Source organism: Streptomyces sp. NPDC052109, from assembly GCF_040680195.1.
Taxonomy (GTDB): domain Bacteria; phylum Actinomycetota; class Actinomycetes; order Streptomycetales; family Streptomycetaceae; genus Streptomyces.
The window spans coordinates 34,193-47,748 of the sequence record NZ_JBFAWF010000013.1 but is presented as its reverse complement, the minus strand read 5'-3'; the positions used below and the strand labels follow the sequence as shown (position 1 = coordinate 47,748).

The following is a 13,556-nucleotide window of genomic DNA, read 5'->3' as shown; positions in this document are numbered from 1 at the left end:
GGTCGAGGTCCGACCGCACACCCGACGATCACCGTCTGCATAGAAGTACGATGCCCAGCATGAATATACGCCGCGTTCGTTTCGATCATCCCGACGCCGTGAAGCTCAACGACGAGGTCCAGGCCGAGTACGCCGAGCGCTACGGCGACGACGGCGATGCCACCGCCCTCGACACGGCGGACTTCGACCCGCCGCGCGGCGTCTACCTGATCGCGTACGACGAACGGGACCGCCCCGTGGCCACCGGCGGCTGGCGCAGCCAGGACCGCAACGAGGAGGGCAACGAGGACGGCGACGCCGAGCTGAAGCGCATGTTCGTCGTAGCGGAGATGCGCGGCCGGGGCCTGGCCCGCCGCGTCCTCGCGGCCCTGGAGGAGGACGCCCGCGCGGCCGGCCGTGTCCGCATGGTCCTGGAGACCGGCACCAAGCAGCCGGAGGCCATCGCCCTGTACACCTCGTGCGGCTACGAGCCCTGCACCAAGTTCGGCTACTACCGCCACCACGAGGAGAGCCGCTGCTTCGCGAAGCGCCTGTCGGGCACGTGAGCTGGTTGCCCGGGGGCGGCCGGGCCTGGGCGCGGGGGCTGCTGTACTTCCCTGCTGCACAGCAGCCAGATGCGCGAGGTGGGTTGGCTGTCGGTGTAGAGAACTACGTAGACGCCGGTCCAGCGCATCCGATCTTCACCAAGCAGGGTCGTGTCCCGCTCCAGGGGAACGCGTGCTCTCGGCTGCGGCCCGGTCTCCCCTTGCGGCGACTCGCTTGAGCCACTGCCCGCCTTCGGCGGCGAGCCGAGCGCCTGGAGCCGTTCGAACCGCGCACCTTCAACCGGCGGTTCGTGGACCGCTCCGCCCGCGCCGGCGTCCGCCGGATCCGGCTGCAGGACATCCGGCACACCTGCGGTTCGCTGCTGGGGGTGTCTCGGGAAGCAGGATCCGAAGTGGTTGCCGTACTGCGCTGTTGTACGACACGTCAAAGCCCCGGTCGGGAGATCCCTACCGGGGCTTTGAGCTGCGTGGACCTGAGGGGATTTGAACCCCTGGCCCCCTCGATGCGAACGAGGTGCGCTACCGGACTGCGCCACAGGCCCTTGCAACGAGTGAAACTCTAGCATCCTCCTCGGGGTGCTTGGAAATCCGTTCCCTGACTGGTCAGAGGCGGGCTTCCGGCGAGGTGACGGCCGTCACTCGTTGGCCGCGCGCGGGCGGTCGCCGTCCTCGTACTGATCGAAGAGGGGCGTGCGTCCGCGTTCACGCGTCCGGCGTGCGGAGGCCGCGCCGGGGGCTCCCCCGCGCGAGCGCGTCCGAGCGTGCGGGAGCGCGTCACTGCGGACCTCCGCCGCTTCGCCCCCGGACGCGGACACCTGCTCGTCCGTCTCGGCCCGCGGCGCGCGGTTCGCCTCGCGCTCCGGCGCGACCGAGCTGGAGCGCGCCGAACTCCAGGTGTCGGGCGCCCCCAGATCCACGTCGGACGTGGCGCGCGGCGCGACCGGTGCGGTCACGTACGTGGGCAGGGGCACCGGCACCGGGTCCCAGCTGTCCCCGCCGGGCCGCCGCCGGCGCTCCCGCTGCTGGTCGACCCACTCGGCATGGTCCGTCTGCTCCACGAGGGCGCGCCGGTCCGCGGCGAGCGCGGCGTGCCCGGTGTCCGTCCCGGTCTCCGGGGCCTCCTCCGGTTCGTCGGCGGTGGAGCCCGTGTCGAGGGGCGCGCGGCGACGCGGCTGGCGCTCCCGCTCCCGCAGCCGCTGGGCGGCGACCTCGGCGCGTCGGCGGTCCATCTGGTAGGCGAAGCGCCGACGCTCCTGCGAGCGCAGGTACGCGATGTACGCGCTGAGCAGTACGGCCGGTGCGGCAGGCGCCCACAGGAAGGCGAGTCCGCCGACGGCGGCGACGATCGCGCCGAGGGTGAAGGCGAGGAAGAGCACCACGGTGGTGCGCCTGCGGCGCGCGAGGACCTTCGAGCGCCGGGCGCGCGCTGCGGCCGCCTGTGCCGAGGACGCCCGCCGCGCGGACGGCACACGCGCCGCGGACGCGGACGCGGAGCCGGATGCCGGTCCGGCGGCCTGTTCGCGTGCCGGTTCCGCCCGCCCGGACGCCTCGGGTTCGGCGTCGGGGTGCACCTGACGGCGGGTCGGAGGCATGGCGAAGGCCCGGACGTCCACCGAGTCGGTGACGGCGTCCGGGGTGCCGGCGTCCGGCTCCCCCTCCTGGGTGGAGCGCGCCCGCAGGTCCTTGGCGTACCGACGCTCCATTCCCGCCCGTCCGGACAGCAGCCGGATGGCGGTGCTGAAGCGTTCCGTCGGACGGGCCTCGTTCAGCTCGTCCTGCCTACGGAGCCACATCGGCACCAAGTAGGCGGCCCAGGCCCCGACAATGACTGCGTAGATGAGGCCGCTGCTGCTCACATCTCACACCGTAGAGGGGTTTGCATGAGGCCATCCGCCAATTGGGCCGGTGTGTCGCACGATCTGGCTGATATTTCCAGCATTTTTTGCGACCGATGCGATCAGCAGACCGTCGCCTGCGCGAATTGAATGCCCCCGAGACGGTCACCAGCCGATCAATTTCGAACACATATTCAATTTCCGGTGCTCTGGGGTTTCTGCCGCAGCTGCTGCGATCGTGCCCGCTGCCACCGCGCGAGCAACCCGTCGGGCACCTCCTCCGCGGTGAGCGCGAACACCAGGTGGTCGCGCCAGGCCCCGTCGATGTGGAGATAACGCGGCCGGAGTCCCTCCTCACGGAATCCGAGTTTCTCCACGACCCGGCGGCTCGGCCGGTTCTCGGGGCGAATGCAGACCTCGATGCGGTGCAGTCCGACGCTGCGGAAACAGTGGTCCACCACGAGCGCGACGGCCGTCGGCATCACCCCGCGCCCGGCCACCGACTCGTCCACCCAGTAACCGATGTGCCCCGAGCACATCGACCCCCAGGTGATCCCGGCGACGGTCAACTGCCCGACGAGCCGCCCCTGGTACTCGATGACGAACGGCAGCATCCGGCCCGCGTGGGCCTCCGAACGCAGGTGCCGGACCATCTGCCGGTAGGTCGGCCGGTGCGCTATCGGTCCGCTCGGTGTGGGCGGAGGGATGGTCGCCTCCCAGGGACGCAGCCAGTCCCGGTTGCGCCGGTTCACCTCGCGCCAGGCCCGCTGGTCGCGCAGCTTTATCGGCCGGAGGACGACATCACCGTCCGCCAGTACGACGGGCCAGGAAGGGCTGTTCAGCTCGCACCCCCGCTACTGGGTCTGGGGTGGTCGCCGCCGCGGATCTGCTCGACGGCGTGGACCAGCAGGGGCTCCAGCACGGAGAGGCCGTCCTTCACCCCGCCCGTGGAGCCCGGCAGATTGACGATCAGGGTCCGCCCCGCCACTCCGGCCAGGCCCCGCGAGAGCGCCGCCGTCGGAACCTTCTCCCGCCCGTACGCCCGGATGGCCTCCGCGATGCCGGGCACCTCGCGGTCGATCACCGCGCGGGTCGCCTCGGGCGTGCGGTCGGTGGGCGAGATCCCGGTGCCGCCGGTGGTGACGATGGCGTCGTACCCGGCATCGACCCCGGCGCGCAAGGCCGCCTCCACGGGGTCCCCGTCGGGGACGACCCGGGGGCCGTCGACATCGAACCCGAAGCTCCTCAGGGCGTCCGCGATCAAGGGGCCGCCCTTGTCCTCGTAGACGCCCGCGGCAGCCCTGTTCGAGGCGGTGACCACCAGAGCGCGGTAGCTCATGCCCTGCTCCAGTCGCCCGACTTGCCGCCCGTCTTCTCCTCCACCCGAACGTCCGTGATGACCGCTCCCTTGTCGACCGCCTTGACCATGTCGATCACGGTGAGCGCGGCGACCGTCACGGCGGTGAGGGCCTCCATCTCGACGCCCGTACGGTCCGTCGTCTTCACGGTGGCCCGGATCTCCACGGCGTCGTCCGCGACCGACAGATCCAGTCTCACACCCGACACCGACAACGGGTGGCACAGCGGGATCAGGTCCGGGGTGCGCTTGGCGCCCATGATCCCGGCGATGCGCGCGGTGGCGAGGGCGTCACCCTTGGGCACCCCCTCACCGCGCAGCAGCTCGACCACGCGGGCCGAGACGAGGACGCGACCGCTGGCGCGGGCGGTGCGCGCGGTCACGTCCTTTCCGGACACGTCGACCATGCGGGCCGCGCCCGCGTCGTCGAGGTGCGTCAGTCGGTCCTGCACAGGGGGTCCGGGGGTCTCCCCCCGGGAAGGCACGGTCATGGCTGTGGCGCTCCCGGTCCGGGCCCGTCGCAGTGCGGTGCACGGGCCTGTTGTGCGCGACACGCTACCGCCAACCAGCAGGGCTCAGCCGAGCAGGACCACTTCCACCTCGGCGCCGGGCTCGACGGACTCCACGTCCTCGGGGACGACGATCAGCGCGTCGGCGTGCGCCAGCGCCGCGATCAGATGCGAGCCGGCCCCGCCGACGGGGGTCACCTCACCGTCGCCGTACGCCCCGCGCAGGAACTGCCGGCGCCCCTTGGGCGAGCGCAGTGCCTTCTCCGCCTTCAGAGCGGCCCGGGCACGGGGCCGGTGCACGTCCGTGAGGCCCATCAGGGTGCGGATGGCCGGACGGACGAACAGCTCGAAGGACACGTACGAGGACACCGGGTTGCCCGGCAGTGCCAGCAGCGGGGTGTGTTCGGGGCCGATGGAGCCGAAGCCCTGCGGCTTGCCGGGCTGCATGGCGAGCTTGCGGAACTCCACGCCGCTGCCCGCCTCGTCCTCGTCCCCGACATGCGCCAGCGCCTCCTTGACGACGTCGTACGCCCCTACGCTCACCCCGCCCGTGGTGACCATCAGGTCGGCGCGGACGAGCTGGTCCTCGATGCTGGAGCGCAGGATCTCGGCGTCGTCGGCGACGGCGCCCACCCGGTAGGCGATGGCGCCGGCGTCCCGCGCGGCGGCCGTCAGGGCGAAGCTGTTGGAGTCGTAGATCTGCCCGCCGGCCAGATCCTCGCCGGGCTGCACCAGTTCGCTGCCGGTGGACAGGACGACCACGCGCGGGCGCGGGCGCACGCGTACCGTGCCGCGGCCGACCGCGGCCAGCAGGGCGATCTGCGGCGGGCCGAGGATCGTCCCGGCCTCCAGGGCGCGGTCACCGGCCTTCACGTCGCTGCCCTGGGCCCGCACGTGCGCGCGTGCCTCGACGGGGCGGTGCACGCGCACCTGCCCCTCGGCGCCCTCGGGGGCCGAGCTGCGCGCCCGCATGCCGCTCACCGGGCCCGCGCCGAGCCCTCCGTCGGTCCACTCCACCGGGACGACGGCCTCGGCACCGGGCGGCAGCGGGGCGCCGGTCATGATGCGGGCGGCCTGGCCGGGGCCGACCCGGACCGGGTCGGCCGCGCCCGCCGCGACGTCCCCGACGACCTCCAGGGCGGCCGGGAAATCCTCGCTGGCGCCAGCCACGTCCGCGACCCGCACCGCGTACCCGTCCATGGAGCTGTTGTCGAACGGCGGCAGGGACACCGGCACCGTCACGTCGTCGACCAGGACGCAGCCCTGGGCGTCGAGCAGCTGCAGCTCGATGGGTTCGAGGGGCCGGACGGTCGAGAGGATGTCCTCCAGGTGCTCGTCCACCGACCACAGGTCGTCCGGGCCTGCGGGGCGGGTCGCGGCGCTGCTCAAGATTGCTGCATCTCCTCGGCTACGTAACTGCGAAGCCAGGTCCGGAAGTCCGGGCCCAGGTCTTCACGTTCGCACGCGAGTCTGACAATGGCACGCAGATAGTCGCCGCGGTCGCCGGTGTCATAGCGGCGGCCCTTGAAGACGACGCCGTGCACCGGCCCGCCGACCTTCTCGTCCGTCGCGAGCTGCTGGAGGGCGTCGGTGAGCTGGATCTCGCCGCCGCGGCCCGGCTCGGTCTTGCGGAGTATGTCGAAGATGTGCGGGTCGAGGACGTACCGGCCGATGATCGCGTAGTTCGACGGGGCGTCCGCCGGGTCCGGCTTCTCGACCAGCCCGCTCACCTTGACCACGTCGGCGTCGGCGGTCGTCTCCACGGCCGCGCAGCCGTAGAGGTGGACCTGCTCGGGCGCGACCTCCATGAGGGCGATGACGCTGCCGCCGTGCCGCTCCTGAACCTCGATCATGCGCTGCAGGAGCGGGTCGCGCGGGTCGATCAGGTCGTCACCCAGGAGCACCGCGAAGGGCTCGTGTCCGACGTGGGGGGCGGCGCACAGCACCGCGTGGCCGAGGCCCCTGGGGTCGCCCTGGCGCACGTAGTGCATGGTCGCCAGGTCGCTGGACTCCCGCACCTTCGCCAGCCGTTCGGCGTCGCCCTTCTTCTCGAGCGCCGACTCCAGCTCGTAGTTGCGGTCGAAGTGGTCCTCGAGAGGACGCTTGTTGCGTCCGGTGATCATGAGGACGTCGTCGAGCCCCGCCGACACGGCCTCCTCGACCACGTACTGGATCGCCGGCTTGTCGACAACCGGCAGCATCTCCTTGGGAGTGGCCTTGGTGGCCGGCAGGAACCGGGTGCCGAGGCCTGCCGCGGGAATGACAGCCTTGCTGATCCTGGGGTGCGACTGAGTCATGCCCGCAACCTTATCCGGTGCCTTTGTGGAGAAACTGTGGCTCCGCTTGGTTGACCCTTTATGACTGCATTCAAGAAGGGTGCGAGAACGACCCGTGGAACACGACGGACGCACGAGCGAGCCTGACAAGCGAATGTTGCGGCGGGAGCTCCTCTCGGTGAGGAACAGGTTGACGGCCGATGACGTCGAGGAGACGGACCGCGCGCTGGCCGAGCGCGCCCGGGAGCTGCCCGAGCTGGCGCGTGCGCGGACGGTGGCGGCGTACGTCTCCGTGGGGAGCGAGCCCGGCACGCATGCGCTGCTGGACGCGCTGCGCGCGTGGGGCGTGCGCGTCCTGCTCCCCGCGCTCCTGCCGGACAACGACCTGGACTGGGGCGAATACACCGGCCCGGACTCGCTCGCGCGGATCCAACACGGTGGGAAGATGGCGCTTTTGGAGCCCTCCGGCGCGCGCCTCGGCCCGGACGCCGTGACGTCCGCCGACGTCGTCCTGCTGCCCGGACTGGCCGTCGACGCGCGCGGGATGCGCCTGGGGCGGGGCGGAGGGTCGTACGACCGCGTGCTGGCCCGTCTGGAGGGCGCGGGCGCAAGCCCCCGGCTCGTGGTGCTGCTGTACGACACGGAGGTCGTCGCGCACGTTCCCGCGGAGGCGCACGACAAGCCGGTGCACGCGGTGGTGACGCCCTCCGGCGTACGCCGGTTCCGGATGTGAAAAGGCCCTCCACGCACGCGTGGAGGGCCTTTTCAGCGCAGTACCGGAAAGCCGCTCACGGCTTGAGGACGAGTGTGTCGCTGGTGCTCTGGTCGACCGCCTTGTCCGAGAACGACCAGGGCAGCAGCTCGCCCTTGGCCCACAGGCTCGTCTGGTCCGTGTAGTGCGCGCTGAAGGCGTGCCCGGAGGCGCCGGTCAGATTGATCCACTTGGACTTGTCCAGGTCGGCGAGGTTGACCACCATCCGCATGGACGGCACCCAGACGACGCCGTAGCCGCCGGCGGCGTTCCAGCCGGTCGCGTTGACCGTGGCCTCGCCGCCGCTGAGCTTCCAGGGGCCGCGGTTGAGGACGTACTGCAGGACCTTGGGGCCGTCGGTGCCCAGCGTCTGGTTCTTCAGGAACAGACGGTGCAGCCGGCCCCAGCTCCAGGTGTCGATGTCCTTGCCGAGCTTGGCGGTCAGCTCCCAGCGGGCGTCGATCATGGCGCGGGCGAAGAGCTCGTCCATGTTGTTCGCCGCGGGGCGGGTGCCCGACTTGGGCGTTTTCCACCAGTCGCTGTTCGGCTTCTCCATCAGGGTGCGCACGACCTCGAACCAGCGGTCGCCGCCGTCCGGCTGCGCCTGGTCGGCGTCGCGCTCACCGCACTCGCGCACCTTGCTGTCGTCGTCGACCGGACCGGTGCTGTCGATCTTGTCCACCCACAGGCACTGCCCCTTGACGCGCAGCTCCTTGGGGAGCTTGTTGCCGAAGGCGAGCTTGAGGATGTTGCGCCAGACGGAGTTGAAGTAGGCGGCCGCCGCGGAGTCGGACTCCTGGGTGTAGTCCCAGCCCTCCAGCAGCTTCTGCGCGTCGCGGACGTCCTTGTCCTTGAGGTTGATCTTCAGCAGCTTCGGCACCAGGAGCTTGGCGATCTCGCTGCTGTTGTCCAGCTGCATCTGCCGCATGTCGTCGGTCGAGATCTTGCCGTGGTCCTTGATCTTGGACTCGATCAGGTCGGTGATGCGCTGGCTGCGGGTGCCGTAGCCCCAGTCGCTGGTGAGCGTGTACGGGTACTTGTCCTTGTCGACCACGGCCTGGTTGGCGGTGACGATGTAGCCCCGCTGGGGGTTGTACTCGTACGGCAGTTCCTTCTGCTTGATGAAGCCGGTCCAGCGGTACTTCGAGTCCCAGCCGGGCGCCGGGATGGAGCCGTCGTCCGCCGAGGACCGCGTGGGGATCTTGCCGGGCAGGGTGTAGCCGATGTTGTTGTCGGTGTCGGCGTAGACGAGGTTCTGCGAGGGCACGTCGAACAGGGCCGCCGCCTGGCGGAAGTCGCTCCAGTCCGCCGCCCTGTCGATGGCGAAGACGGCGTCCATGGAGGTGCCCGGGTCGAGCGCGGTCCACCTGAGGGCGATGCCGTAGCCGTCGCCGCGGTCGGGCGCTGCCGTGTTGACCGTGGCCCGCTTGCCGACCTGGACGAGTTCGTCGTCACGGTCGGACAGCAGTGGCATCCCGTCCTGCGTCTGGCGGACGACGATCGTCTTGGCCGAGCCGCCGGCGACCTTGATGGTCTCCTGGCGGGTCCTGAACGGCCGGACCTTGCCGTCGTACTGGTAGCCGTTCGCGGTCACCTTCTCCAGATAGAGGTCGGTGACGTCGACGCCGGAGTTGGTCATGCCCCAGGCGATGTTCGCGTTGTGGCCGATGATCACACCGGGCATACCGGCAAAGGTGTAGCCGGTCACGTCGTACCGGCACTTGCTGGAGACGCTGCGGCAGTGCAGGCCCATCTGGTACCAGACGGACGGCAGCGACGCCGACAGGTGCGGGTCGTTGGCGAGCAGCGGCTTGCCGGTGATGGTGTACTTCCCGGCCACCACCCAGGAGTTGGAGCCGATGCCCTGGCCGTTCACCCCGACGGCGGTCGGGACGTCGTCCAGGACGTTGTAGAGGCCCGCCAGCTGGCTTGTGAGCGACGATCCGGTCGTGGCCGAGGCGGAGGAGCCGGTCGTGCCCGTCGTGCCGCCAGGGGCGCCCGTGGCGCCTCCGGTCGTGCCGGTGGTGCCCGTCGTGCCGGCGCTCTGCGAGCTTCCGGTGCCGCCGCTCTGCTGGAAGGACCTGGTCACCTCGTCGTACTGGCCCTCCTGCACGATCGGCTTGTTCCGGCTGTACGGGTACTCCGGGTACAGGTCGGCGATCTGCTGCGGGCCGAGCCGGCTCGTCATCAGGGCGCGGTCGATCTCGTCCTGCATGTTGCCGCGCAGGTCCCAGGCCATCGCCTTCAGCCAGGAGACGGAGTCGACGGGGGTCCACTTCTCCGGCTTGTAGTCGTTGGTGAAGCCCAGGGCGGCGTATTCCAGGGAGATGTCCTTGCCGTCCTTGCCCTGGAGGTAGGCGTTGACTCCCTTGGCGTACGCCTGGAGGTACTTCTTCGTGGAGGCCGACAGCTTGGTGTCGTACTCCTGCTTGGCGATCCGGTCCCAGCCGAGGGTGCGCAGGAACTCGTCGTTCTTGACCTGGCTCTTGCCGAACATCTCCGACAGGCGCCCGGACGTCATGTGCCGGCGCACGTCCATCTCGTAGAACCGGTCCTGCGCCTGGACGTAGCCCTGCGCCATGAACAGGTCCTCGTCGGAGGACGCGTAGATCTGCGGGATGCCGTTGCCGTCCCGCTTGACGTCGACGGGCCCCGACAGGCCCTGGAGCGTGATCGAACCCTTGGTCTGCGGGAAGGAGGCGCGGACGGTACTGATCGACCAGTACGCGCCGTAGGCGATGCCTCCGATGATGGCCAGTACCAGAACCAGCACGATCAGTCGGGCTTTGCGCCCCTTCTTCCTGCCGGACTTGGCGGGCGCGGCACCGGTGGTGGCGGTGTCACCCGTTGTGGCGGTGGTGTTGGGGGGCATCGCTGTCCTTGCTGTCCTAACGCGAGCGGCAGGTCGGGCTGTGACTTTGAATGAGCGCTGGAGCAACCATAGGCGCAGGGCCCTGTGCGCCTTGACGCGGAGTCGGGAACGAGCGCGTACGAGCGTTCGATCTTGCCTCGCCGAGCGTCAAGAAAGCGTCAAGAGTTAGGTAAGGTAACGAAGTACTTGGGTGCGGTGCGCCGCAGCCTCGGGTCTTGTGCACGTGAGTCCGCGCCTCCCGCGCGGGCCAAGGAAGGGAACCGCCGCTGACTGTCCACCACCTCAACCAGCTCCTGCTCGTCTGCTCCCTGGTCCTGCTCGTCGCCGTCGCGGCCGTGCGGATCTCCTCCCGCAGCGGGCTCCCCAGCCTGCTCGTCTACCTGGGGATCGGCATCCTCATGGGCCAGGACGGCATCGGGCACATCCACTTCAACAGCGCCGCGGTGACCCAGGTCATGGGGTACGCGGCCCTGGTCGTGATCCTCGCCGAGGGCGGCCTGGGCACGAAGTGGAAGGAGATCAGGCCGGTCCTGTCCTCCGCCGTCGTGCTGGCGACCCTCGGAGTCGCCGTCAGCGTCGGCGTGACCGCGGCGGGCGCGCACTATCTGATCGGGCTGGAGTGGCGGCAGGCGCTCATCGTCGGCGCGGTGGTGTCGTCGACGGACGCGGCGGCGGTCTTCTCGGTGCTGCGCAGAGTTCCCCTCCCCGCGCGCGTGACGGGCACGCTGGAGGCGGAGTCCGGCTTCAACGACGCCCCGGTGGTCATCCTGGTCATCGCCTTCTGCACGGCCGGCCCGGTCGAGCACTGGTACGTCCTGCTGGGCGAGATAGCCCTGGAGCTGGCCATCGGCGCGGCCATAGGGCTCGCGGTGGGCTGGATCGGCTCCTGGGGGCTCAGGCACGTGGCCCTGCCCGCCTCCGGCCTCTATCCGATCGCGGTGATGGCGATCGCGGTCACGGCGTACGCCGCCGGCGCCCTGGGGCACGGCAGCGGCTTCCTGGCCGTCTACCTGGCCTCGGTGGTGCTCGGCAACGCCAAGCTCCCGCACTGGCCGGCCACGCGCGGCTTCGCCGAGGGGCTCGGCTGGATCGCCCAGATCGGCATGTTCGTCCTGCTCGGCCTGCTGGTGACCCCGCACGAGCTGGGCGACGACGTCTGGCCCGCCCTGGTCATCGGCCTGGTCCTGACCATGGTGGCGCGGCCGCTGAGCGTGGTGCTCAGCCTGGCGCCGTTCCGTGTGCCGTGGCGGGAGCAGACGCTGATGTCCTGGGCGGGACTGCGCGGCGCCGTGCCCATCATCCTGGCCACCATCCCGATGGTGAACGGCGTCACGGGCAGCCGCCGCATCTTCAACATCGTCTTCGTGCTGGTCGTGGCCTACACCCTCGTCCAGGGACCGACGCTGCCCTGGCTGGCGCGCACGCTGCGCCTGGGCGAGCAGGGCGAGGCCGCCGACCTCGGCATCGAGTCGGCGCCGCTGGAACGGCTGCGCGGACACCTGCTGTCGATCACGATCCCCGAGGGCTCCCGGATGCACGGCGTGGAGGTCAACGAGCTGCGCCTGCCTCCCGGGGCGGCCGTCACCCTCGTCGTACGCGAAGGAGAATCGTTCGTTCCGTCGCCCACGACCGTGCTGCGCCGGGGCGACGAACTGCTGGTCGTCGCCACCGACCGGGTGCGTGACGCGGCGGAGAGACGTCTGCGCGCCGTCGCCCACGGCGGCAAGCTGGCGGGCTGGCTGGGCACGAACGGGGCGGACAGCTCGCGGAGCACACGTTAAGAGATCGTTTCGTCCGGTTCACATGCCGTGAAATCCCAGGTGTCCCAGGCCGTGGTGCTCGTTTTCACAGCCGTGCCGGGAGGCGATCCCTGTACCATGAAGGCGCACCCTGATCGAACCAACTCTGCCTGACGCAGAGCTGGCGCGACCGTATGGCGGCCGTGTCGTCCCCACCCGCAGTGGGCGCCGGTATCTACCGCAGTCCGCGCAAGAGGACAGCTCTCGGCGCCCGGGCCCACACATGGCCCGCGCTACCAGGCGGCAGAAAGGCACGGGCCGTGGGATCCACGGTCACCACCACCGAACCGGAGAAGACCTCGCCGGCCTCGTCCCGCCCGGGATACGGACAGCTGCTGCGCACCCGCGGCGCCTGGACCTTCCTGCTCCCCGGTTTCGCGGCGCGCCAGCCGTTCGCGATGCTCACCCTCTCCATCGTGCTGCTCGTACAGCACACCACCGGCTCGTACGGCGCCGCCGGCGCCACCGCGGCCGTCACCGGTGTCTCCATGGCGCTGTTCGCGCCCTACAGCGGCCGCCTCGCCGATCGCCACGGCCAGCGTGCCGTCCTGGTTCCCGGGGTTCTGGTGCACACGCTGGCGGGTCTGTCGCTGACGGCGCTCGCGCTGGCGCACGCCCCCCTGTGGGCGCTGTTCCTGGCGGCCGTCCCGACCGGCGCCTCGGTGCCGCAGGTCGGCCCCATGGTGCGGGCACGCTGGGGTGTGAGGCTGCAGGGCTCGCCCCTGATGACCACGGCGGCGGCGTTCGAGTCGGTCACGGACGAGCTGACCTTCGTCTTCGGTCCGCTGCTGGCCACCGCGCTGTGCACCGCGGTGGCACCGGCGGCCGGCCTGGTCACGGAGGGCGCGCTCACCCTCGTCGGCGGTCTGCTGTTCGCCGCGCAGAAGGGCACCCAGCCGCCGGTTACCGGTGGCGGCGGCCACGCGCGCGTGAAGCACGCCTCCGCGCTGCGCGTGCCGGGCGTGCGCGTGCTCGTCGTGGCCTTCCTGGGCATCGGGTCCGTCTTCGGCGGCATGCAGGTGTCGCTGGCGGCGTTCACCGAGTCGATCGGTGAGCCGGGCCTGAACGGCGTCCTGTACGGCGTCTTCGCCGCCGGCAACATGCTGTCCGGCATCGTCTGCGGCGCGATCGCCTGGAAGGTGGCCCCCCAGCGCCGCCTGGTCGTCGGCTACACGGCGCTCGCGATCGTCGCGTCCGCCCTGTGGACGGCCCACTCGGTGCTGCTGCTCGCCGGGCTCGGTCTGCTGGTCGGCATGTGCATCGCGCCGGCGCTGATCACGGGCTACACCCTGGTCGAGGGCCTGGTCACGGCAGGGGCCCGCACGGAGGCCTTCACCTGGCTGACCGGCGCGGTCGCGCTCGGGCAGGCGGCCGCCGTCACCGTCGCCGGGCAGCTCGAGGACCGGCTGTGGGGCGGCGCGGGTTTCCTCGTGCCGATGGCCGGCACGGTGCTGGCGCTGGCGACGCTGCTGGCGCTGCGCTCGCGGCTGGTCACGCGGCAGCAGAACCGCACCGTCGCACGTGGCGTCGGTCACCGCGTGCCGGTGACGGTGGACTGATCCCCGGGAATACGTCACTATGGACCGTCGTTAGCACTCATCGAGACAGAGTG

At 70.8% G+C, this 13,556-nt stretch carries 11 protein-coding genes and 1 tRNA gene; 4 read left to right on the top strand and 8 right to left on the bottom strand.

The window, feature by feature from the left end; genetic code table 11:
- Positions 1-59: 59 nt before the first annotated feature.
- The gene (locus tag AB0L59_RS25045) at positions 60-545 is read left to right on the top strand and encodes a GNAT family N-acetyltransferase (RefSeq protein WP_365587540.1); all 486 of its coding nucleotides are present in this window, start codon (positions 60-62) and stop codon (positions 543-545) included.
- 468 nt (positions 546-1,013) lie between these two features.
- Here AB0L59_RS25045 and AB0L59_RS25040 read toward each other — a convergent pair.
- From AB0L59_RS25040 to galU, 7 genes are all read right to left on the bottom strand, one after another.
- A tRNA-Ala gene (locus AB0L59_RS25040) sits at positions 1,014-1,087 on the bottom strand.
- 93 nt (positions 1,088-1,180) lie between these two features.
- Entirely contained in the window at positions 1,181-2,401 is a 1,221-nt protein-coding gene (gene glpR, locus AB0L59_RS25035; protein ID WP_365587537.1) for a gephyrin-like molybdotransferase receptor GlpR, read from the bottom strand.
- A gap of 173 nt (positions 2,402-2,574) precedes the next feature.
- The gene (locus AB0L59_RS25030; RefSeq protein WP_365587937.1) at positions 2,575-3,222 is read right to left on the bottom strand and encodes a GNAT family protein; all 648 of its coding nucleotides are present in this window, start codon (positions 3,220-3,222) and stop codon (positions 2,575-2,577) included.
- The gene (locus tag AB0L59_RS25025) at positions 3,219-3,719 is read right to left on the bottom strand and encodes a MogA/MoaB family molybdenum cofactor biosynthesis protein (protein ID WP_365587535.1); all 501 of its coding nucleotides are present in this window, start codon (positions 3,717-3,719) and stop codon (positions 3,219-3,221) included. Before AB0L59_RS25025 ends, AB0L59_RS25030 begins: the two co-directional genes overlap by 4 nt.
- On the bottom strand, positions 3,716-4,228 hold the full coding sequence (moaC, locus tag AB0L59_RS25020; RefSeq protein WP_365587533.1) for a cyclic pyranopterin monophosphate synthase MoaC: 513 nt from the start codon (positions 4,226-4,228) through the stop codon (positions 3,716-3,718). The genes AB0L59_RS25025 and moaC overlap by 4 nt, the downstream gene beginning before the upstream one ends.
- A gap of 84 nt (positions 4,229-4,312) precedes the next feature.
- Positions 4,313-5,635, bottom strand: a complete 1,323-nt coding sequence (gene glp, locus AB0L59_RS25015) for a gephyrin-like molybdotransferase Glp (RefSeq protein ID WP_365587532.1) — start codon at positions 5,633-5,635, stop codon at positions 4,313-4,315.
- Positions 5,632-6,543: a UTP--glucose-1-phosphate uridylyltransferase GalU gene (gene galU / locus AB0L59_RS25010; protein WP_365587529.1), complete on the bottom strand. Its 912-nt coding sequence runs from the start codon at positions 6,541-6,543 to the stop codon at positions 5,632-5,634. Before galU ends, glp begins: the two co-directional genes overlap by 4 nt.
- Positions 6,544-6,676: 133 nt before the next feature.
- On the opposite strand from galU, the gene AB0L59_RS25005 reads away from it, so the two are divergent.
- On the top strand, positions 6,677-7,255 hold the full coding sequence (locus AB0L59_RS25005; protein ID WP_365587934.1) for a 5-formyltetrahydrofolate cyclo-ligase: 579 nt from the start codon (positions 6,677-6,679) through the stop codon (positions 7,253-7,255).
- A gap of 55 nt (positions 7,256-7,310) precedes the next feature.
- Here the strand turns inward: AB0L59_RS25005 and AB0L59_RS25000 are convergent, their stop codons facing one another.
- Complete coding sequence (locus tag AB0L59_RS25000; RefSeq protein WP_365587527.1) at positions 7,311-10,145, bottom strand: penicillin acylase family protein; 2,835 nt, start codon at positions 10,143-10,145, stop codon at positions 7,311-7,313.
- Between the two features lie 266 nt (positions 10,146-10,411).
- Here AB0L59_RS25000 and AB0L59_RS24995 point away from each other — a divergent pair, with 266 nt between their 5' ends.
- Positions 10,412-11,926, top strand: a complete 1,515-nt coding sequence (locus AB0L59_RS24995; protein WP_365587933.1) for a potassium/proton antiporter — start codon at positions 10,412-10,414, stop codon at positions 11,924-11,926.
- Positions 11,927-12,204: 278 nt separating this feature from the next.
- Positions 12,205-13,503: an MFS transporter gene (locus tag AB0L59_RS24990; protein WP_365587524.1), complete on the top strand. Its 1,299-nt coding sequence runs from the start codon at positions 12,205-12,207 to the stop codon at positions 13,501-13,503.
- Positions 13,504-13,556: the final 53 nt, after the last annotated feature.